The organism is Lawsonibacter asaccharolyticus (assembly GCF_022453915.1).
In the GTDB taxonomy this organism is placed as follows: domain Bacteria; phylum Bacillota; class Clostridia; order Oscillospirales; family Oscillospiraceae; genus Lawsonibacter; species Lawsonibacter asaccharolyticus.
In genome coordinates, this window is record NZ_CP091870.1 from 2,915,125 (window position 1) to 2,940,006 (window position 24,882).

29 protein-coding genes and 1 other annotated feature are annotated in these 24,882 nt (G+C 63.0%); of the genes, 4 read left to right on the forward strand and 25 right to left on the reverse strand.

The window, feature by feature from the left end; all coding sequences use genetic code 11:
• Positions 1 to 24: 24 nt before the first annotated feature.
• From L9O85_RS14000 to L9O85_RS14025, 6 genes are all read right to left on the reverse strand, one after another.
• Positions 25 to 591, reverse strand: coding sequence for a chromate transporter (locus L9O85_RS14000; RefSeq protein ID WP_050623246.1), 567 nt, complete (start codon positions 589 to 591; stop codon positions 25 to 27).
• Positions 588 to 1,196, reverse strand: coding sequence for a chromate transporter (locus tag L9O85_RS14005; protein ID WP_301578977.1), 609 nt, complete (start codon positions 1,194 to 1,196; stop codon positions 588 to 590). Before L9O85_RS14005 ends, L9O85_RS14000 begins: the two co-directional genes overlap by 4 nt.
• A 101-nt stretch (positions 1,197 to 1,297) precedes the next feature.
• On the reverse strand, positions 1,298 to 3,220 hold the full coding sequence (locus tag L9O85_RS14010; RefSeq protein WP_050623244.1) for an NAD(+) synthase: 1,923 nt from the start codon (positions 3,218 to 3,220) through the stop codon (positions 1,298 to 1,300).
• A gap of 108 nt (positions 3,221 to 3,328) precedes the next feature.
• Positions 3,329 to 5,257 (reverse strand): M56 family metallopeptidase, encoded by a 1,929-nt coding sequence (locus L9O85_RS14015; protein WP_301578979.1) that lies wholly within the window; start codon positions 5,255 to 5,257, stop codon positions 3,329 to 3,331.
• 1 nt (position 5,258) lies between these two features.
• On the reverse strand, positions 5,259 to 5,633 hold the full coding sequence (locus tag L9O85_RS14020; protein WP_050623242.1) for a BlaI/MecI/CopY family transcriptional regulator: 375 nt from the start codon (positions 5,631 to 5,633) through the stop codon (positions 5,259 to 5,261).
• A 123-nt stretch (positions 5,634 to 5,756) separates the two neighbouring features.
• Positions 5,757 to 6,680, reverse strand: coding sequence for an SH3 domain-containing protein (locus L9O85_RS14025; RefSeq protein ID WP_050623241.1), 924 nt, complete (start codon positions 6,678 to 6,680; stop codon positions 5,757 to 5,759).
• A 253-nt stretch (positions 6,681 to 6,933) separates the two neighbouring features.
• Between L9O85_RS14025 and L9O85_RS14030 the strand changes: the two genes are divergently transcribed.
• Genes L9O85_RS14030 through L9O85_RS14040 form a run of 3 tightly spaced genes read left to right on the forward strand, consistent with a single transcriptional unit; the run spans position 6,934 to position 10,301 of the window.
• The gene (locus L9O85_RS14030; protein ID WP_050623240.1) at positions 6,934 to 8,337 is read left to right on the forward strand and encodes an AAA family ATPase; all 1,404 of its coding nucleotides are present in this window, start codon (positions 6,934 to 6,936) and stop codon (positions 8,335 to 8,337) included.
• A 45-nt stretch (positions 8,338 to 8,382) separates the two neighbouring features.
• A complete protein-coding gene (gene mtaB, locus L9O85_RS14035) occupies positions 8,383 to 9,675 on the forward strand; it encodes a tRNA (N(6)-L-threonylcarbamoyladenosine(37)-C(2))-methylthiotransferase MtaB (RefSeq protein ID WP_050623239.1) in 1,293 nt (430 codons plus the stop codon).
• Positions 9,672 to 10,301 carry an MBL fold metallo-hydrolase gene (locus L9O85_RS14040; protein WP_157954700.1) on the forward strand — a complete coding sequence of 210 codons (630 nt, stop codon included), beginning with the start codon at positions 9,672 to 9,674 and terminating at the stop codon, positions 10,299 to 10,301. The genes mtaB and L9O85_RS14040 overlap by 4 nt, the downstream gene beginning before the upstream one ends.
• Positions 10,302 to 10,417: 116 nt before the next feature.
• Here the strand turns inward: L9O85_RS14040 and L9O85_RS14045 are convergent, their stop codons facing one another.
• The 12 genes from L9O85_RS14045 to L9O85_RS14100 all read right to left on the reverse strand — a co-directional run bounded on the left by L9O85_RS14045 (position 10,418) and on the right by L9O85_RS14100 (position 18,115).
• Positions 10,418 to 10,831, reverse strand: coding sequence for a DUF2178 domain-containing protein (locus L9O85_RS14045; protein ID WP_050623237.1), 414 nt, complete (start codon positions 10,829 to 10,831; stop codon positions 10,418 to 10,420).
• Between the two features lie 86 nt (positions 10,832 to 10,917).
• On the reverse strand, positions 10,918 to 11,652 hold the full coding sequence (locus L9O85_RS14050) for a hypothetical protein (RefSeq protein ID WP_276758045.1): 735 nt from the start codon (positions 11,650 to 11,652) through the stop codon (positions 10,918 to 10,920).
• Positions 11,653 to 11,701: 49 nt separating this feature from the next.
• The gene (locus L9O85_RS14055; RefSeq protein WP_050623235.1) at positions 11,702 to 12,127 is read right to left on the reverse strand and encodes a hypothetical protein; all 426 of its coding nucleotides are present in this window, start codon (positions 12,125 to 12,127) and stop codon (positions 11,702 to 11,704) included.
• Positions 12,111 to 12,344, reverse strand: a complete 234-nt coding sequence (locus tag L9O85_RS14060; RefSeq protein ID WP_050623234.1) for a helix-turn-helix transcriptional regulator — start codon at positions 12,342 to 12,344, stop codon at positions 12,111 to 12,113. Before L9O85_RS14060 ends, L9O85_RS14055 begins: the two co-directional genes overlap by 17 nt.
• A gap of 507 nt (positions 12,345 to 12,851) precedes the next feature.
• Positions 12,852 to 13,097 carry a hypothetical protein gene (locus tag L9O85_RS14065; protein WP_050623233.1) on the reverse strand — a complete coding sequence of 82 codons (246 nt, stop codon included), beginning with the start codon at positions 13,095 to 13,097 and terminating at the stop codon, positions 12,852 to 12,854.
• Between the two features lie 19 nt (positions 13,098 to 13,116).
• Positions 13,117 to 13,995 (reverse strand): aldose 1-epimerase family protein, encoded by an 879-nt coding sequence (locus L9O85_RS14070; RefSeq protein WP_301578982.1) that lies wholly within the window; start codon positions 13,993 to 13,995, stop codon positions 13,117 to 13,119.
• The gene (locus L9O85_RS14075) at positions 13,992 to 14,477 is read right to left on the reverse strand and encodes an NUDIX hydrolase (RefSeq protein WP_082203499.1); all 486 of its coding nucleotides are present in this window, start codon (positions 14,475 to 14,477) and stop codon (positions 13,992 to 13,994) included. The genes L9O85_RS14070 and L9O85_RS14075 overlap by 4 nt, the downstream gene beginning before the upstream one ends.
• Before the next feature lie 74 nt (positions 14,478 to 14,551).
• Entirely contained in the window at positions 14,552 to 14,998 is a 447-nt protein-coding gene (locus L9O85_RS14080) for a GNAT family N-acetyltransferase (RefSeq protein WP_050623230.1), read from the reverse strand.
• A gap of 94 nt (positions 14,999 to 15,092) precedes the next feature.
• Positions 15,093 to 16,190, reverse strand: a complete 1,098-nt coding sequence (ychF, locus tag L9O85_RS14085) for a redox-regulated ATPase YchF (RefSeq protein WP_050623229.1) — start codon at positions 16,188 to 16,190, stop codon at positions 15,093 to 15,095.
• A gap of 283 nt (positions 16,191 to 16,473) precedes the next feature.
• Complete coding sequence (locus L9O85_RS14090) at positions 16,474 to 16,851, reverse strand: RidA family protein (RefSeq protein ID WP_050623228.1); 378 nt, start codon at positions 16,849 to 16,851, stop codon at positions 16,474 to 16,476.
• Positions 16,852 to 16,946: 95 nt separating this feature from the next.
• The gene (locus tag L9O85_RS14095) at positions 16,947 to 17,204 is read right to left on the reverse strand and encodes a hypothetical protein (RefSeq protein WP_133248287.1); all 258 of its coding nucleotides are present in this window, start codon (positions 17,202 to 17,204) and stop codon (positions 16,947 to 16,949) included.
• 152 nt (positions 17,205 to 17,356) lie between these two features.
• Entirely contained in the window at positions 17,357 to 18,115 is a 759-nt protein-coding gene (locus L9O85_RS14100; protein WP_301578984.1) for an alpha/beta fold hydrolase, read from the reverse strand.
• 171 nt (positions 18,116 to 18,286) lie between these two features.
• Positions 18,287 to 18,493: a binding site (T-box leader), on the forward strand.
• 81 nt (positions 18,494 to 18,574) lie between these two features.
• Between L9O85_RS14100 and L9O85_RS14105 the strand changes: the two genes are divergently transcribed.
• A complete protein-coding gene (locus L9O85_RS14105; protein ID WP_050623226.1) occupies positions 18,575 to 19,996 on the forward strand; it encodes a glycine--tRNA ligase in 1,422 nt (473 codons plus the stop codon).
• Positions 19,997 to 20,043: 47 nt separating this feature from the next.
• Here L9O85_RS14105 and L9O85_RS14110 read toward each other — a convergent pair whose 3' ends face one another.
• The 7 genes from L9O85_RS14110 to rpmJ form a co-directional block, all read right to left on the reverse strand.
• Entirely contained in the window at positions 20,044 to 21,600 is a 1,557-nt protein-coding gene (locus tag L9O85_RS14110) for a MerR family transcriptional regulator (RefSeq protein ID WP_301578985.1), read from the reverse strand.
• Between the two features lie 175 nt (positions 21,601 to 21,775).
• Positions 21,776 to 22,120 carry a 50S ribosomal protein L17 gene (rplQ, locus tag L9O85_RS14115; protein ID WP_050623224.1) on the reverse strand — a complete coding sequence of 115 codons (345 nt, stop codon included), beginning with the start codon at positions 22,118 to 22,120 and terminating at the stop codon, positions 21,776 to 21,778.
• 153 nt (positions 22,121 to 22,273) lie between these two features.
• Complete coding sequence (locus tag L9O85_RS14120; protein ID WP_050623223.1) at positions 22,274 to 23,227, reverse strand: DNA-directed RNA polymerase subunit alpha; 954 nt, start codon at positions 23,225 to 23,227, stop codon at positions 22,274 to 22,276.
• An 81-nt stretch (positions 23,228 to 23,308) separates the two neighbouring features.
• Entirely contained in the window at positions 23,309 to 23,911 is a 603-nt protein-coding gene (gene rpsD, locus L9O85_RS14125) for a 30S ribosomal protein S4 (RefSeq protein ID WP_050623222.1), read from the reverse strand.
• 25 nt (positions 23,912 to 23,936) lie between these two features.
• Positions 23,937 to 24,338: a 30S ribosomal protein S11 gene (gene rpsK / locus L9O85_RS14130; protein ID WP_050623221.1), complete on the reverse strand. Its 402-nt coding sequence runs from the start codon at positions 24,336 to 24,338 to the stop codon at positions 23,937 to 23,939.
• 12 nt (positions 24,339 to 24,350) lie between these two features.
• On the reverse strand, positions 24,351 to 24,719 hold the full coding sequence (gene rpsM, locus L9O85_RS14135; protein ID WP_050623220.1) for a 30S ribosomal protein S13: 369 nt from the start codon (positions 24,717 to 24,719) through the stop codon (positions 24,351 to 24,353).
• Positions 24,720 to 24,738: 19 nt separating this feature from the next.
• Positions 24,739 to 24,852 carry a 50S ribosomal protein L36 gene (rpmJ, locus tag L9O85_RS14140; RefSeq protein WP_008982609.1) on the reverse strand — a complete coding sequence of 38 codons (114 nt, stop codon included), beginning with the start codon at positions 24,850 to 24,852 and terminating at the stop codon, positions 24,739 to 24,741.
• Positions 24,853 to 24,882 lie beyond the last annotated feature (30 nt).

Genomic DNA, 24,882 nt, shown 5'->3' on the forward strand with positions numbered 1-24,882 from the left:
ATGGGAAGAGGACACTTTTTTCGTTTAGAGCTGAAGTAAAATGCCGGCTGCCGCTCCTGCCGCAATAAAGGCGATAGGGTGAAGTTTTTTCAGGGGCGTCCACTTCATTGCTGCGAACATCGCCAGCGTCAGCACCACCGCTGTCCACTGAATGGCCGGAAAGCTGTTCGGTGAGAGGGCGTCTGATGCCGTAAAAACTGAATACGCCACACTCAGGCCCGCTGCCGCGATCAGCGCAGTGGAGGCGGGACGCAGCCCGGCAAACACCGCCTCCACGCTCCGGTTGCTCCGAAACTTCTGCAAAAATCCCGCAATTATCAGGATCAGTATGGCCCCCGGCGTGATCACCCCCAGCGTTGCCACAAGCGCCCCGGGGACTCCAGCGGTCTGGTAGCCAACATAGGTGGCCATGTTCACCCCCAGCGGGCCCGGTGTGGACTCGGAAACCGCGATCATAGTAGTCAGATCCTGATTGGTGAACCAGCCGGTGGTCTCCCCCATATGCTGCAGAAAGGGAATCGTAGCCATACCCCCGCCCACAGAGAACAGACCAGTCTTAAAAAACTCATAAAAGAGGCGCAGCAGGATCATGTATCCTCACCTCCTTGGGATGGGAGCTTCACCCGGCCCAGCAGCCAGCCTGTCGCTCCGGCTGCCACCACAAGGAATGCAGGATTGGAGAGGAGATCCAGCACCGCTCCCAGCGGGGTGGCCGGGTCCACAGCCAGCAGCCCGGACAGCTCTCCCAGCACCAGAACTCCCAAAAAGATGCATATTGCGGGTCTCCCCCTCAAATTTGTCTTTCCCAGCTTGAGCACGCTGACTGCAATCAGTGCCACCACTGCGGCATTGATGCCCGCCAGGGCGTGCTGAACCACCGGATAGGTCGCAAATTTTGTGAGGAATGCGGCTATGATGGTGATGACCACAAAGCTGGGAAACACCACTCCCAGGGCGGCGGCAATTCCTCCTGGGACCCCCCGCTGACGGTGGCCGATAAAAACCGATGTGTTGACGGCGATGATGCCCGGAGTGCACTGTCCGATGGCAAAGTAGTCAGTGACTTCCTCCTCTGTGACCCAGCCCTTTTTCTCCACCACCTCCCGCTGGAGGATGGGCAGCATGGCGTAGCCACCGCCGAAGGTACATACTCCCACCTTGGCAAAGGTCAGAAACAGGTCCAAATAAAGGTTCAACAGATCAACGTCCTCTCCATAAATTTTTCAGCAAAGTGCGGCCCGCCCGGCCCGACCCCCGCGGTGCCCCGGCCGCGGCGGCCGGCGGATCGGGAGAGCTCTTACTCCAGGCCCTCCAATTCCTCCAGCCACAGCGCCGCCACCGCATCGCTGGGCATCCGCCAGTCGCCCCGGGGGGACAGGGTGACAGAGCCCACCTTGGGGCCGTCTGGCAGGCAGGAACGTTTAAACTGCTGAGTGAAGAACCGGCGGTAAAAGCTGTTCAGCCACTTCAGGATGGTGGCCCGGTCGTAGGTCCGGCCCAAGGCGTGCTCCGCCAGACGGAACACCTTCCTGGGAGGGAAGCCCCAGCGGATGGCGTAGTACAGGAAGAAGTCGTGGAGCTCATAGGGGCCCACCAGGTCCTCCGTCTTTTGACTGATCTTCCCCTCGATGGCGGGCAGCAGCTCCGGGGAGACTGGGGTGTCCAGGATGTCGTCCAGTACGGCGGACAGGCGTGGGTCCTCGCTGCCCTTGTCGTCGGAGACGAAGGCCACCAGATGGCGCACCAGAGTCTTTGGGATGCCTGCGTTGACCCCATACATGGACATGTGATCCCCGTTGTAGGTGGCCCAGCCCAAGGCCAGCTCGGACAGGTCGCCGGTGCCGATGACCAGCCCGCCGTTCTGATTGGCGATGTCCATGAGCACCTGGGTCCGCTCCCGGGCCTGGCCGTTCTCGAAGGTCACCGAGTGGTCCTCCATGGACTGGCCGATGTCCTTGAAGTGGACCTTTACCGCGCTGCCGATGTCGATGCGCTTCAGGGTGGCCCCCAGGCGCTCGGCCAGCTCCACGGCGTTATCCCGGGTACGGTCGGTGGTTCCGAAGCAGGGCATGGTCACCGCGATGATATCGCTGGCCGGGCGGTCCAGCAGCTTCATAGCCACTGCGGTGATCAGAATGGCCAGGGTGGAGTCCAGCCCGCCGGACAGGCCCACCACCGCCGTCCTGGCCCCGGTATGCTCCAAACGCTTTTTCAGGCCCAGGGCCGCAATTTTCAAAATTTCATTGCACCGCTCCGCCCGGTCCTCCGCATCAGCGGGGACGAAGGGGGCGGGAGAGACCGCCCGGGTGAGCCGTGTCTCCTCCAGGGGCAGGGAGAAGGAGGCCCGCCAGAGATCCGCCTGTCTCTGGCCGTTGAAGGTGGTCATCCGGCGGCGTTCATAGGCCAGCCGGTCCACATCGATCTCGCTGATGGTGAGCCCCGTGGCAAAGCGCCGCTCCGCCAGCAGGGCACCGTTCTCGGCGATCATGTTGTGGCCGGTGAACACCAGGTCGGTGGTGGACTCTCCTTCCCCAGCATCGGCGTACACATATCCGCACACCAGGCGCCCTGACTGCCCCACCACCAGATTGCGGCGGTATCCAGACTTGCCCACCAGCTCGTTGGAGGCCGACAGGTTCAGGATCACCGTAGCCCCGCCCCGGGCCAGCCGGGCGGAGGGGGGCTCGGTGGCCCACAGGTCCTCACAGATCTCCACGCCCAGGACCAGGTTGGGCACTGTCTCACAGGCAAAGAGCCCCGCGGCGTCCATGTCCACGGTCTCCCCGCACAGGTCCACACTGGTCTCCACACCCGCTCCGGAGGCAAACCACCGCTGTTCATAAAACTCCCCGTAATTGGGCAGATAGGTCTTGGGCACCAGTCCCAGGATCTCGCCGCTCTGGATGACTGCGGCGCAGTTATACAGCTTGTTGTCCCATTTGCACCGCACCGGCAGGCCCAGCACGGTCACCATATCCAAGTTTCGAGTGGCCTCCAGGATGGTCTGAAGCCCCTCCTCCGCCCCACACAGCAGGGTGTCCTGCAAAAACAGGTCCCCACAGGTATAGCCGGTGAGGCACAGCTCCGGCAGGCAGAGGACCTTGACGCCCTGCTTGTCCGCCTCCCGCATCATGGTAAAGATCTGTTCCGCGTTATAGCGGCAGTCCGCCACCCGGATCTTCGGGGTGCCCGCTGCCACTTTGATAAATCCGTCCCGCATAAAAAACCCTCCTTTGTGGTCTTTGCATCAAGGGATATCATACCGTAATTTGGGGGCAAATACAAGGGGAGGGCCCCCCTCCAGGGCCCTCCCCTTAAAAATTTTGTGTTATTCCAGGGGGTAGAGCACCATCCCCCAGGGCGGTGCCGCTGTGAACGCCCGCAGGGAGGGGGAGAACTCCAGCACCGCCGTCAGCTCACCCAGGCTGTTCCCGTACAGGACCGGCGGGCCCTCCAGCGTCAGGGAGGCGGTCCACTCCAGCGCATCCCCCGTTTCGTTCATCCGGATCAGGCTGATCTGCCCCAGGGCTGGTCCCCCTTCCGGCTCCTGGTCAGACTCGGGGCACCACAAGGCTGCTTCCCCCGACTGACCGCCGGGGCCGGTGACCTGATAAATGAGATGATCTTCCCGCCGTTCCAGCCGCTCCGCCCGCACCTGGGAGAGCATCAGCTCCGGGTCCAGGATGATGGGGTACTCCTCCCCGGTAGACAGGTCGAATACCCGGCAGTTGTCCTCCCAGGCGCCGGTCCCGCCGCCGCCCCAGATGTACACCAGCTCCGGGACGCCGTCTCCCGTCAGGTCGGCCAGGGACAAAGAGGCACTCCCCTCTGCGCCGCCCTGGGCCAGCGGAAGGACTGGCATGTCGAAGCCAAAGCTCCGCCTCTGGAACAGGACCTCCGCAGGAAAGGGGTCCCCCTTCCCCGGGCTGAGTCCGACCAGCACCTCCACCCCCTGCTCCTGGTCGGCAAAGCGGTAGCGGACCTCTCCAGCCCACTCCCCCCGGGAAACAGGGAGGGAGCGTCCTCTTTCCCGGTTGTAGGACTCAAACCGCTCTTCCAAGGGCAGCATCTCCCCGGGTCCCGCGTCCGCTCCCGACAGTTCCAACGCGCCTCCGCTGCTCTCTGCCGCGGCGGGCGCACAGCTTACCAGTCCCCCGGCCAGGAGGATCAGGATGGAGGCAGAGGCCAGCAGCAGGCGTCCCCTCCTCTTTGGCGTGGTGTCCATGATGGCCCGAAACCGGAGAAAGATCCCTCCCCGGTCCCCAGTAAAGCCGGTAGTCAGACCGGTCCTCCCCCCTTTTCCGGCGGTCATCTGGTCCAGGATCGCCCGGCCGTAGGCCCGGCGGGCCTCCTGGTCCCGGCCCGCCAGCAGATCATCGTCACAGCACAGCTCCATGTCCCGCCGGGCCGTCCGGACCATGTTCCACACCAGTGGGTTAAACCAATGGATGCACCGGACACAGGTCAGCAGGAGCAGATAGCCTGTATCCCTCCGCTTCAGGTGGGTCAGCTCGTGGGCCAGGGCGGCCTCCCGTCCCCCCTCCTGCAGAGTCTCAGGCAGAAGGATCACCGGGTGGGCAAAGCCCAGCAGCAGGGGGGAGCCTGCCTTGGGGCAGCGGTACAGGGACGCCTTTTTCCGGCAGCCCGTCTCCTGCCTGGCCCGCTCCAGCGCGGCCAGATCCTCCTCCCCCGCCGGGGTGCTCCACCGCAGCAGTCGCCGGCGGCCCAGTCCATAGCCCGCAGCCATCCACAGGAGAAAGAGGACGGCCACCCCCCGATATGCTCCATAGATCACCCCCGTCCAGTGGACGGTGTAAGAGGTCACCCCCTCCACAGTGACGGTGCGGAGGTAGTCGTTGTCCCGGATGCTCACCTCCCTGCCCTGCCGGTCTGTATAGTGGACGTGATGACTGTACCACATTTGTTCTCCGTCCACGTAGGTATTTGTCCCTCCTGCTCCCCCTGCTCCGGCCTCCACGATCCGCTGGTTATCCAAATGATAGGCGTTGTACCGGTCATAGGCGCCATGAGCCACCATCTGGGGGACATCCAGCTGAATGGGAGCGGGAAAGAGGGCCCCCAATACGGGGCCGAGAATGGGATAGGCCATCAGGCTGACAGCCACCACGGCCCAGGCCCAATACCGCCAGTGCGGTGAGACCTTCCGCGTCAGCAGAGGGCCCAGGGTCAGCAGCACCAGGATGGCTGCCCCACCCCCCAGGCTGGCCGCCAGCAGGGCCGTCAGTTGCTCCAGCACCTCATTTCCCCCCTTTCTCCAGGATGCGTTCCAGCTCGGCGATGTCCTCCCGGCTCAGCTCCTTCTCTGGGTACAGGGCAGCCATCAGGCTGGACAGGGAACCGCCGTGGACCCGCTCCAGGAAGGATCGGCTCTCCGCAGCCAGATAGTCCGGCCGGTTCACCAGAGGGGTGTAGCCGTTGGACCGCCCCTCCTTCTCCCCCCGGACAAAGCCCCGCTCCTCCAGCCGGGACAGGAGCTTGAGCAGGGTGGGCGCTTTCCAGTCCCGGTCCAGCCGAGCCGCAAGATCGCTGGTGCGGGCCGGATACTCTGGGACGGCCCACAGGGCCTGCATCACCTCCAGCTCCGCGTCGGGCAGACGTGAGATCTGCTTCATGTCATCTCCCCCTTTATTAGACGTTTGTCTTTTTAGATTTTACAACTGTCTAATTATTTTGTCAAGCCGAAAACTGCAAAAATTCCGGGCCGTCCCCTGGGGGACGGCCCGGAACACAGCAGTTCAGGAGACCTTGATATAATCTTTGGACACATAGCCCTCTGTGGCTCTGCCGCCGCTTCCGATAAAGCTGATCCGGTACCAGCCGTTGCCCATGTCCTCCAGAATGGTAACGGTGTTTCCTTCCAGAATGGTGGCAATGGCCTCATTGCCGCTGCCCGGTCCGGAGCGGACGAACAGGCCGCTACCTGCGCCGGTCACTGTTCCGGTGGTGCCGGAGGAGGACGACCCGGCCCCGCCGCCGGCGCGGCAGAAGACGACACATTCCGCCGTCTTGTCCCCGGCGGTGGCGGTGATGGTCACCTTCACCTGGGAGGAGCCGGTGTTCACGTTGGACACCACGCCCTCCGGGCTGACGGTGGCCGCAGACTCGTCGCTGCTGCTCCAGGTGATCTCTGCGTCGGCGGGAACCACGGCGGCCTGGATGGTGGCGGACTCCCCGGCCTGAAGGGTGAAGTCGCTCTTATCCAGCGTCAGGGAGGTCACATCCACCGTCACCGGGGGCTCGGGCTCAGGCTGGGAGATGTCTCCCTGGGAGCCGCTGGGGGTGCTGGAGGCATCAGGACCGGTCTGGCTGGTGGAGGCGCCGGGGTCTGCCTGGCTCCCGCCGGGATCATCCTCTCCCTTGCTGAACAGGGGAGCCAGGGAGGTGAAGACAATATACATGGCCACGATGATGAGCACCAGGGAGCCCACCAGCGCCGCCACCTGAAGGGGGTTGGCCGGCCGGCCGCTCCGGCCTCCGCCGGCCACTCTGCGGCCACCCGCTGTTCTGGGGCGCCCGTTTTTGGCCGGCCGCTCGTCGCAGAACGGGCACCGCTTATATGTGACGGAGTAGTCCTCGCCACAGTTTTCACAGTGGATCACGTCGTTGCGCCGAATGGGCTTCGTCTTCTGCTGCTTGGGATCTTTGGGGCTGCTGGCCATGGCACGCACCTCCGCCTTAATCTTGGATCAGGATGGCCCGGCCTGCGGCCTGGCAGCCGGGTACTTGTCTCTATTTTAGCGTGAATTTACAGGTGCGTCAACGGAAAACCATGAAATAATTGTTTTTCTCCGTTTTTATGTCTACTTCTTTCTTCCCTCACCCTTGACCGCCGGGGCCCGGCCTCTTATAATGAAATCTGTCAGCCCGCTGGGGCCCCGGCCCCGCACCACTAACCCTGAAGAGGTGACCGCTATGAAAGGAACCATGTCCGCAGCTACCGTCCACAAGCAGTACAATGAGGTGGTCTCCGCATTCCGCAGGCTCATCGCGGACCCGGCCCTGCGTGCGCGGTTCGATGGGGAGGCGGACGGCTATTTCCGCCGCTGCGCCCTGGGGGTGTGGCAGGCGGACAACGCCAGCTCCATCACCCCCCGTCATGTGGAGTTCTACAACGCCATCTATACCAACGGCTCCTCCGCCCCCTCCGCCCTGTACTGGGAGGTGGCCACCGGGGTAGCCGGCTTTGACCAGTTCCAGCCCCCCGCCTTTTTTGACCGTCTCCGGGAGTATGACCGCCTCACCCACAGCCGTCTGTCCCGCACCTTCATTGACCAGCTGACACTGCTCCTGCTGCTCTTTGCTGCGGTGGATGACGTGGTCAGCGAGCCGGAGGCCGGCTTTGTCAATGCCTGCTCCGACCTCCTGCTGGCCCTGTGCGGAGGCCTGGAGGGAGACCGGCCCGCCCTGAAAGCAGACGAGTTCGTCACCCGGCCCCGGACCAGCGCTCCACCGGAAGAGGAGCCCGCCCCGGCGGAGGACAAGCCTCTCCCTCCCCCGGACCTGGACCAGGTGCTGGCCGAGCTGGACGCCCTGTGCGGCCTGGAGCGGGTGAAGAAGGATGTCAAGAGTCTCATCAACCTGGTGAAGGTGCAGAAGCTGCGCCAGGAGCAGGGCCTGCCCGTCTCGCCCATGTCTCTCCATCTGGTCTTTCTGGGCAACCCGGGCACCGGCAAGACCACCGTAGCCCGTCTGCTGGCCAGGATCTACCACGCCATCGGCATCCTCTCCAAGGGCCAGCTGGTGGAGGTGGACCGCTCCGGCCTGGTAGCCGGCTTCGTGGGCCAGACCGCCATCAAGACCCAGGAGGCCGTCCAGAAGGCTCTGGGGGGTGTGCTGTTCATCGACGAGGCCTACGCTCTGGTCAACCAGGAGAACGGCAACGACTTCGGCCGTGAGGCCATCGAGGTCCTGCTGAAAAACATGGAGGACCACCGGGATGACCTGATCGTCATTGCGGCGGGCTACTCCGGTCTGATGGAGAAGTTCATCCACTCCAACCCCGGCCTGGAGTCCCGCTTCAACAAATATTTTTATTTCGAGGATTACACCGGTCCCCAGCTCATGGAGATCTTTCAGTCCATGTGCCAAAAAAACGGGTATGTCCTCTCCCCGGAGGCCGCCCAATGGGCGGAGCAGGACTTTCTCTCCCTCTATGAAGGCCGGGACGAGAACTTCGGCAATGCCCGGGACGTACGCAACCTGTTCGAGAAGGCGGTGTCCCGCCAGTCCGACCGGGTGGCCCAGCTGGAGTCCCCCACCCGGGAGCAGCTGATGGAGCTGCGGGTGGAGGACCTGAACGAGACAGAGACGGCGTGATGGGCGCGGCCGCCCCGCTCCGCCGGAACATGAGGTGCCCTGACCATGAAGATCGCGTTTTATACCCTTGGATGCAAAGTGAATCAATATGAGACCCAGGCCCTGGAACAGGTGCTCACCGGCCGGGGCCACACCTTGGTCCCCTTCGACGGGGAGGCCGACGCCTATATTATCAATACCTGCACTGTCACCGCCGTCAGTGACAAGAAATCCCGGCAGATGATCCGCCGGGCCCGCAAGGCCGCCCCCGACGCTGTCATCGCTGTGTGCGGCTGCTATCCCCAGACCCACCCGGACGCCATGGACGGCCTGGGGGTGGATCTGGTGTCCGGCACCGGGGACCGGCTGGGCTTCGCCGGTCTGCTGGAGCGCACCTGGCAGGAGCGCCAGCCCGTCACCGCCCTGGACAACGCCTTCGACCGCCGCTCCTTTGAGATCCTGCCCGCCGGCGGCCTGGAGGGCCGCACTCGGGCCATGCTGAAGATCGAGGACGGCTGCGTCAACTTCTGCTCCTACTGCATCATCCCTTACGCCCGGGGGCGGGTGCGCTCCCTCTCCCCCCAGGACACCCGGCGGGAGCTGGAGCGGCTGCTGGAGGCGGGGTATCGGGAGATCGTCCTCACCGGCATTGAGATCTCCTCCTGGGGACAGGACCTGCCAGGGGAGCAGACCCTTATCGACCTGCTGGAAACCGTCTGCCGGGACCTGCCCGGAGAGGTCCGCATCCGCCTGGGCAGCCTGGAGCCCCGCACCATCACCCCTGACTTCTGCCGCCGGGCGGCCGCCCTGCCCAATCTGTGCCCCCACTTCCATCTGTCCATGCAGTCCGGCTGTGACGCCGTTCTGGCCCGGATGAATCGGAAATATGATTCCGCGCGGTATTATGAGAGCGTCCAATTGCTCCATGGATACTTTGACCGCCCCGCCATTACCACAGACCTGATCGTGGGCTTCCCCGGTGAGACGGAGGAGGAGTTCCAACAGACCCTGACATTCCTCCATAGGTGCGCCTTCGCCGCCATGCATATCTTTCCCTACTCCAAGCGCCCCGACACTCCGGCGGCCAAAATGCCCGGCCAGGTCCTCAACGCCGTGAAGGAAGAGCGGGCCCGCCGGGCCGCTGAGACAGCCGCAGAGATGGAGCACACCTATCTGTCCCAGTGGGTGGGGCAGACCGTTCCGGTGCTTTTCGAGGAGGAGCAGGGCGGTCTCTGGCGGGGCCATACCGCCCACTACTGCGCTGTGGCCGCTCCCAGTCCCCGGGATCTTCACAACTGCCTGGTACAGGTACAGCTGGAGGGGCTGGAGGGGAACACCCTCAAGGGGGTGGTCCTGTGAGGGGCATCCGCCGCATCCCCTGCGGCAATGTGAACTGCTATCTGGTGCAGGGGGAGGAGGGCGCCGTCCTGGTGGACACCGGCTACACCGGCTACGTGGAGCGCCTGCTGGATACCTGCTTGGGGGCCGGGGTGCGGCTGATCGTGCTGACCCACGGCCACTTGGACCACATTCAGAACACCGCCCTGCTCATGGAGCGGCTGGGCGTTCCCGCCGCCCTCCATCCGGCGGATCTGGGCCTGCTCACCGATCAGCAATCTCAGCCCCTGTCCGCCCAGGGACCGGCGGGCCGGCTCCTGCTGTCTCTCTCCCGTCACAGCTTCCAGACCCAGGCGTTCCTCCCTTTTACACCCACAGTGGAGCTGCGGGAAGGGGACAGCCTGGCCCCCTGGGGTGTGGACGCCCGGGTTCTGGAGCTGCCCGGCCATACGGCGGGCTCCATTGGCTTGGACGTGGAGGGGCACTCCCTCATTGTGGGGGACGCCATGATGAACCTGTTCCGCCCGGGCCCCTCCTGCCTCTGCTCCGACCCCGCCGCCCAGCGGGACAGCATCGCCCGCATCCGCTCTCTCGGTCCCAGATCCCTCTATTTCGGCCATGGCCGTCCAGCTCACCTCCCTGGATAAGGAAACCGCCTTTTCGAGAATATCGCAGTCTGCCGCGCGCGGGCGCGAACTCTGCGCGGCTTTTTCTACAAGCTGAAAAGTCCCGGTGCAGAAAATGCACCGGGACTTTTCCCATCTTACATCCGCCGCTCAAAGTAGCGGTTGGCGGCCATCGTCACAAAAAACAGTGTAAGGATCACGGCACACAGCGTGATGCCCACTGTCTGGAACAGGGCCCTGCGGGTGATGGCGTAGCAGAGCAGCGCGGTCATTGCGCCGCCGAACAGCAGGCCGTTCATCACCTGCAGGGTGATCTGGCAGCTCCGCATGGCTACCAGCCGGTCCCGCTCGTCCGTCCAGCGCAGCAGCTCCTGCTCCGCCCCGCCCTTCAGCGCGCCGTGAAAGTTCACAGCGCCCAGAGCCAGCAGCAGGACGGCGCTGATGAGATATTTGGGCGCAGATCCGCCTGCCGCCCCCACCGCGAGACAGATCACCGCCAGCACCAGGCAGATGATCCCCAGCATCAGGTGCCGGATGTTTTTGACCTTCAATTCGATCCCTTCCTTTCCCGCTTAACAGATCGGGCCAGAGCGCCCCGCAGGCCCCATACGGCCCTCTTTTCCGTCCGGAGGGGCACTCACTGCTCCGTGACGCCCTTCCGCCCCCCGGGGAGCTTCAGCCGGAGCAGCTTCCGCACCAGCTCGTCCCGCTCCTGGCTCAGCTTGCGGAACAGGTCCGCGCCCCCGATCAAAAAGAACAGCAGGGCCAGCCGCTCCGGCATGGGGAAGCCCAGCAGGGCGAACAGCGGCCAGCTCAGCAGGGCGGTCAGCCCCAGGGCCAACAGCAGCAGCACGCCGCCCCGCAGCAGGAGCCCCACCGTGGACACGGACTGGAAATAGTGCTCCCACGCCTCCCCATCCATACGGCCCACCTTATACTTGAGCCATACGGCCCCCAGCAGAAGGGGGACAAATATCAGGCCGGACAGGCTGGTCAGCAGGCTGATCAGCAGGGCAAAGGCCGCCAGCCGCCCCAGGGACGGCCCTGTCCCCGGGTCCTGGAGCAGATACCAGCATCCCAGCGCCGCGCCGCAGGCCGACGCGGCCAGGCCGCAGATCAGGAAAAACCTCTCCCTATCCTCCCAGAACCGATGAAGGCACTGCGCCCCGCCCCCCACGAAGGTGAGGGACAGGAAGGCGGCCCAGGCCGGGTCCCCCCTCAGGAGACAGACCGCCGCAAACAGCTGGGAGGCAGCCAGCACCGCATCCCCCGCCCGGCCTTTAGCCGCGGCCCCCACCTCCCGGTCCCGCTCGTCCCGGACCAGGTGGAGCGCCCGGACCTGCTTCCACTCCTCTTCACGGGTATGGCTCATATGGAATTCCTCGCTTTCCTTTTCATCCGGATCTTCCGTGATCCGATCCCTATATCCTGCCTTCATAATAGAAGCTGCATGCCAGCTCAATGAACAGGGAGAGGGTGTACAGCACGCCGGATACGACCATCATCCCGCCGTACACCAGCTCGCCCTCCGGGTTGGCCAGGGCGCCGATCAGGCTGAGGATCAGCACCGCCATCAGGGTGCCCCGCAGCAGGGAGAGCGTCCGGCTCCTGGCCCGCAACTCCACCTGGATGTTGCGCTCGTCCAGTGCCTCCACCTTGTCCTGGTAAGACAGGCGTCTGGAGAGGCTGCGGACCAATGCGTCTGCCCCGATGACCAGGGCTATGAGGGCAAGCACCACACTCTTTCCATCTATCTCCCGCTTCCAGATCATGGCCCCAGCCAGGGCCGCTCCAAGGACCAGGAAAAAACATCCGTCCGCAAACTTTTTCTTATTGTAGATCTTCATACTGCCGGTCCTCCAATTCCCTATTTTCTTTCAGGCAGTACAGGTCCTCCACCGTCACGCCGAAGAGCTCCGCGATGCGATAGGCCAGCAGCAGCGAGGGGTTGTACAGCTCCTTTTCCAGGGAAATAATGGTGCGGGAAGAGACGTGGACCCGGTCGGCCAGCTGCTGCTGCGTCATCCCCGCGGCGGTGCGCAGCTCCTTCACCCGGTTCTTCATGTCCCTCTCCCCCCTTTCACTTCACTCCAAAACATGAAGTTAGCTTCACGTGAAGTGTACTTCATATTATACACAGGTCCGCCCGTCTGTCAAGCCCCGCCTGAAAGAATATTTTTTCTTGTACAAAAAGGCGGCGGAGAGGACACGCGTCCTCTCCGCCGCTCAGGCTGTGGAAAAAGTCCCGTCCCTGGTGGACTTTTTCCACAGCCTTGTATCCCGTTGCTTTTCCGCCCCGCCCGGGCGGAAAAGTCCTCGCTTTGCTCGCCGCCTCCCTTGCTGTGCAAGGGAGGCAGGGGAGCTCGAGGCGGGCTTCCGCCCCCTCGAGCTCCCCCGCCTGATCCTGAACCATCTTTCTCTGAAAAAGAGGGACCCACAAGCTGGGCGGCGGAGAGGACACACGTCCTCTCCGCCGCAATTTACCTGTTTTCAATATTTTCTTCCGCAGCTGCGGACCTTTTGGCCGAATGGCCGTTGTCCCATCAAAAGGCTCCGGCCTTTCCACCCGGCTCAGAGAGTCTCGTCCCCCAGGGACTGGATAAGGAGGTTGCGCAGAGAAATGGCACTCTGCCGGTTCATAACGATGGAGGCCACGTGATCCGCATTGGGCGTAGAGACGTTCTCCAGCCCGTTGGAGGTGACGGTGAGGGCATTCTCCATATACTTATAGGAGATATCCAGGGTGACCTCCAGGATCTGGCCCTGGGGGTCAGCGACCTTGCGCAGGCCGAAGGTGTTGGCGTATTCCGGTTTCATGGGATCTTCTCCTTCCGATTCACTGAAATGTGGTGGTATAGGTCAGGACATGGACGCCCCCCGGCTCCAGCCGGCGGATGCCCGCCTTGTCCTCCAGGCCCCGGCCCACAAAGACCGCGTCGGGGAGGGCAGACCAGGGCTCAATACAGAAGTAGCCGGTATCAAAGGGCTTGTCCGCCGTCCACAGTCCCAGATAGGGAAAATCGGGGCACTCCACCACCACCCGCTCCCGGCCGGAGCGGTCCACCAGGGCAGCCCGGCGCTCCCCCTCCAGGTCCAGGACAATGGTGTCCAGCCCGAAGGCCCTGGGGGACAGGGGGATGCGCCCTCCCTCCAGGGGAAAGCGGGCCTCTCCGATGGTCAGCATACACCTGCTGTCCATGCCGTAGGGACGGAGCTCCTCCACCCCGGAGACGGTAACGGCGTAGTCCGCCATAGTCTCTCCGGGCTCCAGGGGGGTCCGGAAGCCGTCGTGTCCGCCCAGCTCATAGAGCATGGGAACGGCGGAGCGGTTCTCCACCCGGTGGGCCTTGGTGAGGCGGCTGCCCTCCAGTGTGTAGGTGACGGTGAGGACAAAGGAGAACGGGTACACCCGCCGGGTCTCCTCGCTGTCCTCCAGCTGGAAGGAGAGGGCGGTGGGGCCCTGCTCTGACACCTGGAACTGAGCGTCCCGGGCAAACCCATGGGTGGAGATGGACCAGGCCCGGCCGTCCAGGGTGTACTGGCTGTCCTGGAGCCGGCCGATCAGGGGGAATAGCAGCGGGGCATGCCTGCCCCAGACGGCGGGGTCGGCCTGCCACAGGTACTCAGTGCCCCCAGCGCTCCGGACGGAGCAGAGCTGGGCACCGGCGTCCTGGATGGAGACGGTGAGCAGGTCGTTGGAGAGCGTATAGGTCATAGCTGGGGCCCTCCCTTCACATGCCGGCCGTTGAGGACAGCCTCTTCCAGTATGTCCCCCCGGTAACGCAGCTTCAGAGAGAAGAAGGGGACATCCTCCTCAATGAGCCTCAGAAAGATCTCGTCCCCCTCCCAGTGGGGGATGGTGCACAGCTGTGTCCAGGGCAGCCACTCCAGGTCGCCCTCCGGGCAGTCGGCCCTCAGGGTTCCGGTAAAGCGGTCGATGGTGAACAGATGCATGTACTCCGTGGGCCAGCGGTCGGAGACAAAAGTGACCAGCCCCCGATAGCGGTATTCCGCTGGGGTGAGTCCGGTCTCCTCATTCACTTCCCGGAACATGCAGTCCTCGGGGCTCTCCCCGTCCTCGAACTTGCCGCCGATGCCGATCCACTTGCCCTGATTCAGATCATTCTCCTTCTTGACCCGGTGGAGCATCAGACACTGACCGCCCTGACGGATGTAGCAGAGGGTGGTGTTGATCATGGCAGGATACCGCCTTTCCATAATAGTGCTGCCCTCAGTATAGCACGGCGGGAAGAAGGGCGCAAGGGAGGCGCCTATCCCGGCAGGGACATGCAGAGGAGAGGGAAGGGATTGCCCTGCTCGTCTGTCTCCGTGCGGCTGCGGACCTGAAAACCCATGTGGAGATAGAAATCGAGGGCTTGAGGGTTCTGCTCATTGACGCACAAAGAGGTGACACCGTACCGCCGGATGCCCCGCTGGAGCAGCTGCCGGCCCAGACCGGTCCCCCGCACGTCTGGGGAGAGGAAGAGCATCTCCAGCCTGGTGCCGTCGATGCCCATAAATCCCACGGGGATGCCCTGATCGGAGAAGGCTACCACCAGCACCGGGACCTGGGCCAGAGCCTGGGGGACGTAGACGGCCAGGGAACGGATGTCCTCTTCGGACAGGAAGTGGTGGGTGGCCCGGACGGAGGACTCCCACACCTGGCACAGGCAGGTGAGCAGCTCCTGAGAGCGGGCATTGATTTCCAAAAGTTTCAAGGCAAAAGGCTCCTTTCGGGAAAAACGGTCCGGGCCCCTTCGGGGCCCGGACCGAGCTTAAATGGGTGCAGATCAGAATATAGCGGGATGCCGGTCATACATTGAACCGGAACAGGATGATATCGCCATCCTGGACGATGTATTCCTTGCCCTCGGAGCGGATCAGGCCCTTCTCCCGGGCGGCGGCCATGGAGCCGCAGGCCATCAGGTCGTCGTAGGAGACCACCTCAGCCCGGATAAAGCCCCGTTCGAAGTCGGAGTGGATCTTGCCGGCGGCCTGAGGGGCCTTGGTCCCCCTACGGATGGTCCAGGCCCGGCACTCGTCCTCGCCGCTGGTGAGGTAGGAGATCAGGCCCAGCAGGGTGTAGCTGGCCTTCACCAGGCGGTCCAGGCCGGACTCGGCCACCCCCAGATCGTCCAGGAACATCTTCTTCTCCTCCGCATCCAGCTCGGCGATCTCCGCCTCCAGCTTGGCGCAGACCGGGATGACCTGGGCGCCCTGGGCGGCGGCCCGCTCCTCCACCAGCCGGTAGTAGGGGACGGCCTCCGGGTCGGAGAAGCCATCCTCATCCAGATTGGCGGCGTAGATCACCGGCTTGAGGGAGAGCAGCTCGCTGGTGGCGATGAGGGCGGCATCATCCTCCGGCACCTGGGGCAGATAGCCCCGGGCAGACTTGCCCTGGTCGAGCCACTCCCGCAGGCCCTGGAACACCTCCGCCTCATGAAGAAACTTCTTGTCCCCCTTGGCGGCCTTCTGTGCCTTGTCAATGCGCCTGTCCACCATCTCCATATCGGACATGACCAGCTCCAGGTCAATGGTATCCATGTCCCGGATGGGGTCGGTGGAGCCCTCCACGTGGATGACGTTCTCGTCGTCGAAGCAGCGGACCACATGGACGATGGCATCGGTCATACGGATGTTGGACAGGAACTTGTTGCCCAGTCCCTCGCCCTTGGAGGCGCCCTTTACCAGACCAGCGATGTCCACAAACTCAATGACTGCGGGGGTGGTCTTTTTGGGGTGGTACATCTCGGAAAGCTTGTCCAGCCGGTGGTCAGGGACAGCCACCATGCCCACATTGGGGTCGATGGTGCAGAAGGGGTAATTGGCACTCTCGGCGCCGGCGTTGGTGATCGCGTTGAACAGGGTGCTCTTGCCCACGTTGGGCAGACCCACGATACCTAATTTCACGGCAGAAGCCCTCTTTTCTCTTAAAATTCAGTGCCTGTTATTATATCGGATTTTTCTCTGTCTTGCAAGGGCTTCCGGCCCAACTCCCGCCGTCTTTCCCCTCGGCGGGCTGGGGCCCCCATTATGCGGGGCAGCCTGTCTTGTCCCCGTCGGCAAAGCAGGCGGCCCGCCGCCGGGGAGATGTGTCCGGCGGGGCCACAGAGGCCCCTGTCTCTGGACGCGCAAAGCGCCCGGGGCTGGACAAGCCGGCCTCCCGAGCGCTTTTTCTGTGCATTCCGTCCCCTTACAGCAGGGCCACGGCCTCGATCTCCACCAATACATCCTTGGGCAGACGGGCCACCTCCACCGCGGAGCGGGCAGGATAGGCGGGTCCCTCAAAGAACTGGGCGTACACCTCGTTCATGGCGGCGAAATCGTTCATGTCCTTGAGAAACACGGTGGTCTTCACCACGGCGGACCGGTCCAGCCCGGCCTGGGCCAGGATGGCGGCGATGTTATTCAGAGACTGTTGGGCCTGGGCCTTGATGCCCGCCGGGATATCCCCGGCAGCGGGGTCCACCGGGATCTGCCCGGAGGTGAACAGGAACCCTCCGGCCCGGACGGCCTGGGAATAGGGCCCGATGGCGGCGGGGGCCCGGTCAGTATGAATGGCTTCCTTCATGGAATCAAGCTCCTCTCGATCGATCCGATTTGCGCCGGGGCGGCGGTGCCCGGCGGCTGCCGTCATTGTAGCACGTTTCCCCCACGGGCGCAACCTCACAGTTTGTCCAGCACCCAGAAGGTGAAAGTCAGGGTCATCAGAATCACGCTCATGCTGGCAAAGCTGTCCATCAGCAGGGCAAAGGCGTTCTGGTGGGGATGGCGGCGGCGTGTGCGCTCTGTCCGGGCTGCGGGAGCGGCGGAAACCGGCTCCTCCTGGACGTCCTGCATCCGGCTGCGGTATTCGCACAGATCGATCACATTGCCGGAGCGGCGGACGAAATTATGGGTGGTATAGTACAGGGTCTGCATCATGTTCCCTCCGTTCCTGAATCTTATCTGCAGTATGACAGTGTGCCGGTCCCAAAAACCGGACTTTTTCTCTGCCCTGCAAGAAAACATATGTTCTACTTTTAGAATACAACATATGTTCTATTTTGTCAAGAGAAATGGAACATATTTTCGATTCACTGGGACAAAAATGCCAGTACCCGCGCTGGGAGGTCTGCGGCCTCCTCGTAGAGTCCATGTCCCAGCTCGGGATAGATCCACAGCCGGCTTTGGCTCAAGTGCTCTGCCAGCACCCCGGCCGCCTCTGCCCCCACCACTTGATCCCGGCCGCCGCCCACCACCAGTGCAGGACAGCCGATCCGTCCCAGCGCGCCGCGGGCGTCATGCCCGAGGCAGGCTCTGGCCTGAATGAGGAAGCGCTGGTAGCTCCTGGGCCGCCCGATGGTGCCCAGCAGGGGCAGCAGCAGCCGGTATCGCCGCAAATACCGCTGGGAGTAGGAGCGCTCCGCTGTGTCCCGCATCAGCCTTCGGTAATCCCCGCGTTCCGCCAGCAGCAGCCAGCGCCCCACGGTCTCCTGCACCGTCTCGTTGGCCCAGCCGGCTGTCGCCACCAGGACGAGGCGCCTCACCAACCCCGGTGCCTCCGCCGCCAGGTGCTGCGCCACCATTCCGCCCTGGGAGATGCCGAGCACATCCGCACCCCAGAGCCCCAGCTTTTTCATGGCCTCCGCCTGGTCCTCCGCCATCCCGCGGATGGTGGCCCCGGGCTCCAGCCCCCGCCTCCTGCTGAACAGATAGACCTTCCGCTCCCTGCCGTACTCCCGGCAGGCTGCCGCCAGGGGCAGGGCCGTCTCCCGGACGGTCCTCAGGCCGTCCCCCAGTCCAGGGAGGATGACCAGGACCCGTCCCCCCGCTCCAAATCGGATGTGATCCATCTCCCAGCCCTCCCCCCGCACGGTTCCGCGCTCCACGCCAAGCACCGCTACCCCTCCTTCATTTTTTCCATGATACCACTTTCCCTGCCGCCTCACAAGCGGGGAAAAGGCCCGTCGGCCCTTGACGCCGTGTTTTTTTTATAGTAGAATGATGCTGTATCTAAAAACAGCCGCATGGCTTTGAAAGGGAAGAGTAACCCCCGCCGGGGTGCAGCGAGAGGACGGACAGTGCGAGTCCTCCGATGGCGCGGGTGAAGGCCCCCTGGAGCCGCGGGCAGGAAATGGCCCGCCGGTCCCCCGCCGTTATCGGGTCAGAGTGCGTGCCAGCCAGGCACGAATTCAGGTGGAACCACGGACAAGTTTTTGTTCGCCCTGAGCCGACACCGGCTCAGGGCGTTTTTTTTGCCCCGCCGGAATGACCGTGTACAACTAAAATCACGACAAAAAGGAGCTTGACACATGAAAAACAGTGAAAAGACCATGGAAAAGATCGTCGCTCTGTGCAAGGGACGGGGATTTATCTTCTCCGGCTCTGAGATCTATGGCGGCCTGGCCAACACCTGGGACTACGGTCCTCTGGGTGTGGAACTGAAAAACAATGTGAAGAAGGCATGGTGGAAGAAGTTTGTCCAGGAGAACCCCTATAACGTGGGTCTGGACGCCGCCATCCTGATGAATCCCCAGGTGTGGGTGGCCTCCGGCCATGTGGGCGGCTTCTCTGACCCCCTGATGGACTGTAAGGAGTGCAAGGAGCGCTTCCGCGCCGACAAGGTCATCGAGGACTGGTGTCAGGAGAACAGCTTCGAGCTGGGCCACAGCGTGGACGCCATGAGCCAGGCGGAGATGAAGGCCTTTGTGGAGGAGCACAACATCTGCTGCCCCACCTGCGGCAAGTTCAACTGGACGGACATCCGCCAGTTCAACCTGATGTTCAAGACCTTCCAGGGGGTCACCGAGGACGCCAAGAACACCGTCTACCTCCGCCCCGAGACCGCCCAGGGCATTTTTGTCAACTTCCAGAACGTCCAGCGCACCACCCGCCGGAAGCTGCCCTTCGGCGTGTGTCAGATCGGCAAGTCCTTCCGCAATGAGATCACCCCGGGCAACTTCACCTTCCGCACCCGTGAGTTTGAGCAGATGGAACTGGAGTTCTTCTGCAAGCCGGGGACTGAGCTGGAGTGGTTCGCCTACTGGAAGCAGTTCTGCCACGACTGGCTGCTGGGCCTGGGCATCCGGGACGAGAACCTGCGTCTGCGGGACCACGACCCCGAGGAGCTGAGCCACTACTCCAACGCCACCACCGACTTTGAGTTTGTCTTCCCCTTCGGCTGGGGCGAGCTGTGGGGCGTGGCCTCCCGCACCAACTTCGACCTGACCGCCCACCAGAACACCTCCGGCAAGGATCAGACCTACTTTGACCAGGAGAGCGGCGAGCACTACATCCCCTATGTAGTCGAGCCCTCCCTGGGCGCCGACCGGGTCACCCTGGCCTTCCTGGTGGACGCCTATGACGAGGAGGTGGTGGATGCCGAGAAGAACGATGTCCGCACCGTCCTGCGCCTCCACCCCGCCCTGGCCCCCTTCAAGTGTGCTGTGCTGCCTCTGTCCAAGAAGCTGGGCGACAAAGGCCGGGAGATCCAGGCCGAGTTGTCTAAGTACTTCATGGTGGACTATGACGACGCCGGCTCCATCGGCAAGCGCTACCGCCGTGAGGATGAGATCGGCACTCCCTACTGCATCACCGTGGACTTCCAGACCGTGGGCGACGACAAGACCCCCGCGGACAACGCAGTCACCATCCGGAACCGTGACACGATGGAGCAGGTGCGTGTTCCCATCAGTGAGCTGAAGAGCTGGCTGGAGGAGAAGCTGACCTACTGATCTTTCCTATCAAAAGAGGCCCCCTGGAGCTCCAGGGGGCCTCTTTTTCATCCCTCCGTCAGGGAGGCCGTAAACCGAATGACCAGATCTCCCGCGCCGGGGTCCTCCTGATCCAGCTTGGTCATCCCATCGCTGTACGAGGTGCGGCTATATCCCCGGGCGGTGAGCACCTCCAGTTCCAGGGTGACGCCCCCCATCCCCTGGACTTTCCCCTGAGTCCCCGCCCCTTGGAGGCGGGTGTCCTCAAGGATGCTCAACACCATGTGCAGCGATGCCCGCCGGGCCTGGGTAAAGCGCTCTTGGCAGAGGAAGCTCCCCTCCCCAGCCTCTGGGGCCAGGGCGAAGAGGAGGGGGGACAAAATGTTCATGGCCGGCTCCAGCACTTCCAGTTCCGTTTGGTAGGGGTTGCCCGCCGCGTCCCATGTCACGCTCCATCCGGTCACGCGGCCATCCTGGTCCACTGTCCAGGCGACCGGGCTCCACTCCCCAGCCCCCTTCTCCAGTTCGATCCACTGACTCCAGCTGACATAGGCGGAGGGCTGGACCGCCCAGCTCCCGTCTCTGTTCAGAGAGGTCCTGGGTGTAGTCCCCAGAAGCTCCGTCCGGCGTCTCTCATACCAGTTATAGTTCTCCACTGCCTGCTCTGCGGTCAGCGGCTCCGTGGGATAAGGGGGAAGATAGCTCCGGTCGGTCACCAGAAATTCTGCGGCCGTGACCAGAAGGCAGAACGCCGCCAGGACTGCCCCCCGCCCCCACTTCATGGGCCGGGCGGTATAGCTCAGCCCCTGGTCCCAAGACATTACCTGGTCCTTGGCACACTTCTCATAGCAGTCCCAAAGGCGGGCAATGTTGTAGATAGGGATGCCCAGCCCCGTCCCGCGGAAGAAAACGCCCACCAGCCGGTCGCCCGCCTCCTCCCATGTCAGCTTCCGGCCGTCCTCCCGCCGTACCCGCAGCCCCATGATCCACTTGCCGGGGGTGTAACCCCAGGCGGCCAGCAGGATCGGCTCCAGGAGGAACAGGAACAGCCAGCCCCCGTACATATCAGCCAGGCTTCTCAGCGCCCCATCCAGGACCTGGTCGGGGGCATACCATTCCAGCACCAGATAGCGCACGGCCATCCACAGACAGGTGCACAGCCCTACATCCAGCCCCCGGGCAAAGTATCTTCTCCAGGGGTAGGGGGCGGCGGCAATGGAGTCCCGAGACAGGTCCACCTGCCGGGAGGGCGGCAGGGGCCGGCTCTCCAGCTCCTTGAGCCAGGGCTCCGGGTCCAGCGTCCCGAAGTCCACCTCTGTCCGGCTCATCTCCAGGCACACCTGGGCGTAGCGCTCCAGATCCCCCCGGTCTGCCTCCAGCACGGCGGCCTGCTCCCGCAGGGCCTGAGACAGGGTCAGCTCTCCCGCCTTCAGCCGGCTGATGGTCCCCACCTCCAGGCTCAGCTTCCGCAGCAGCTTGATCTTCTCCAGAGTCGCCGCATCCTCCTCCGAGTAGTCACGATAGTTGTTCTCCCGGCGCTCCGGAGCGATCAGGCCCTCCTGTTCATAGAAGCGAATAGTGGTCCGGGGCAGGCCGGTCTGCCGCTCCAGCTCCTTAATGGTCATGGTCCTCCCTCCTTTGTCCCCAGTATAAAGTATGCACCAGGTTGACAGTCAAGAGGAAATTTCCTTTCTCCTCCTTTTTTGCCCTTCCAGCACCGCCCCCCTCTCCCTGCCCTAAAAGAAAAGAGCCCCGCCTGCTCGGAAAGCAGGCGGGGACTCACTTTGGGAAATCTTGCTGTTACACCAGCTGGATGATGGCCATCTCAGCGGCGTCGCCGCGGCGGGGACCGATGCGGACAACGCGGGTGTAGCCGCCGTTGCGGCCGGCATACTTGGGGCCCAGCTCCTGGAACAGCTTCTTGGCCACATCCTCTTTGGTGATGAAGCCCAGAGCCTGGCGGTAAGCAGCCAGGTCGTTCTGCTTGGCCAGGGTGATCATCTTCTCGGCCAGAGGAGCGACCTCCTTGGCGCGGGTGATGGTGGTCTTGATCTGGCCGTTCTCCAGCAGATAGGTCACCATAGCGCGGAGCATGGCCCGGCGCTGGTCACTGGTGCGGCCCAGTTTACGGTGTTTCAGAGACATATCAGACACTCCTATATTTCGCGCGGCGAAATTTCTGAATTCGTTCAGGGGCCGGACGGCCCCGGAGGACACCCTTGCGGGGACAGGGAGGACCCTGCCAGGCGAAGCGGAACGTTACATACCTCCGCCCTGTCCCGGGAGGCGGGACGCCTCTCAGCCGTTGCTGTCGTCGCTGGCCAGGGACAGGCCCATCATGGCCAGCTTGTTGATGACCTCTTCCAGGGACTTGCGGCCCAGGTTGCGCACCTTCATCATCTCTTCCTCGGTCTTGGAGATCAGGTCCTCCACCGTGTTGATATTGGCGCGCTTGAGGCAGTTGAAGGAACGGACGGACAGGTCCAGCTCCTCGATGGTCAGCTCCAGCACTTTGTCCCGCTGGGTCTCCGCCTTCTCCACCACGGTGGAGCGGTTGCCCATGGTCTCACTGAGGTCGGTGAACAGGGCGAAATGATCGCACAGGATGCGGGCACCCAGGGAAACGGCGTCCCGGGCATCGATGGTGCCGTTGGTCCAGACCTCCAGGGTCAGCTTGTCATAGTCGGTGGCGTCGCCCACACGGGTGTTCTCCACGGTGTAGTTGACCTTGCGCACCGGGGTATAAATGGAGTCTACCGGGATCACACCGATGACAGTCTGGGGCGTCTTGTTCTTGTCGGCGGGGACATAGCCGCGGCCGTGGGACAGGGTCAGCTCCATGTTCAGGCTGGCGTCGGGGCCCAGAGTGGCGATGTGCAGGTCCGGGTTGAGGATCTCCACCTCGCCGTCGGACTTGATATCGCCGGCCGTGACCTCACACTCGCCGTTTGCCTCAATGTAGACCGTCTTGACGCCTTCGCTGTACAGCTTGGCAATGATGCTCTTCACGTTGAGGACGATCTCGGTCACATCCTCCTTCACACCTGGAATGGTGGTGAACTCATGCTGGACGCCGGCGATCTTGATGGAAGTCACCGCCGTACCTGGCAGAGAGGAGAGAAGGATGCGGCGCAGAGAGTTGCCCAGCGTGGTGCCATAGCCTCGCTCCAGCGGCTCCACTACATATTTGCCATAGGAATTATCGCCGGGGTTCTCAATACATTCGATGCGGGGCTTTTCGATTTCTACCATATGCTATATACCCTCCTTTTCGCGACAGCTTGCAAGCACTGTCTCATTCAGCTCACCAATTCTGAGGGTTTTCTAAGCGAATTACTTAGAGTACAGCTCGACGATGAGGTGCTCTTCCACGGGGAAGTCGATGTCGTCCCGTGCGGGCATAGCAACGACTTTGCCCTGGAGGGTATTTTTCGCGTGGTCCAGCCACTTGGGCACATTGACCTGGATGGCGTCCTCGCCCAGCAGGCGCTTGAACTTGACAGAGGAACGGCTCTTCTCCCGGACCTCGATGACGTCGCCCACCTTCACCAGGAAGGAGGGGATGTCCACCCGCTGGCCGTTCACGGTGAAGTGGCCATGGGTCACCAGCTGACGGGCCTCACGGCGGGTCATGGCGAAGCCCAGGCGGTACACCACGTTGTCCAGGCGGCGCTCGATCAGGGTCAGCAGGTTCTCACCGGTCTTGCCGGGCATCCGGGAAGCCTTCTCATAGTACATGTGGAACTGCTTCTCCATGATGCCGTAGACAAACTTGACCTTCTGCTTCTCGGTCAGCTGAAGGGCATACTCGGACTGCTTCTTCCGCATCTGACCCTTGGGGTTGCGGTTGGTGTTCTTCTTGGCATAGCCCATGGCAGCGGGGGACAGGTTCAGGGCCTTGCACCGCTTGGCAATAGGCTGCATATTTCTAGCCATGTGTCAAAAACCTCCTTCTTCCAGATCAGACGCGGCGGCGCTTCGGGGGGCGGCAGCCGTTGTGGGGGACCGGGGTCACGTCCTTGATCAGGGTGACCTCCAGGCCCACGGCCTGCAGCGCACGGATGGCGGCCTCACGGCCGGCGCCGGGGCCCTTGACAAAGACCTCCACGCTCTTCAGGCCAAACTCCATCGCGGCCTTGGCAGCCGTCTCGGCGGCGGTCTGAGCGGCGAAGGGGGTGGACTTCCGGGAACCGCGGAATCCCAGGCCGCCGGAGGAGGCCCAGGACAGGGCGTTGCCCTGCATATCGGTCACGGTGACCATAGTGTTGTTGAAGGAGGAGCGGATATGCACCTGGCCCTTCTCAACATTCTTGCGCTCGCGGCGCTTGCGGATAACTTTCTTACCCTTAGTAGCAGTAGCCATGCTTATCCCTCCTTACTTCTTCTTATTGGCGACGGTACGCTTGGGACCCTTACGGGTACGGGCGTTGGTCTTGGATCTCTGGCCGCGGACAGGCAGGCCCTTGCGGTGGCGGATGCCACGATAGCAGCCGATCTCAGTCAGCCGCTTGATGTCCATCGCCACATTGCGGCGCAGGTCGCCCTCCACCACGTAGCTGTGGCCGATGACCTCACGCAGCTTGGCCTCGTCCTCCTCGGTCAAGTCCTTCACGCGGGTATCAGGGTTGATCCCGGCCTCGGCCAGGATCTTGTTGGCGCTGGTGCGCCCAATGCCGTAGATATAAGTGAGGCCGATCTCGATTCTCTTCTCTCTCGGCAGGTCAATACCGGCAATACGAGCCATTTATTACAGCACCTCCAATTTAACCTTGTCTCTGCTTATGCTTGGGGTTTTCGCAAATTACCATGACTTTGCCCTTGCGCTTAATGACTTTGCACTTCTCGCACATGGGCTTCACGGACGGTCTTACTTTCATTGTGATAACCTCCTGATGAATGCCTGAATG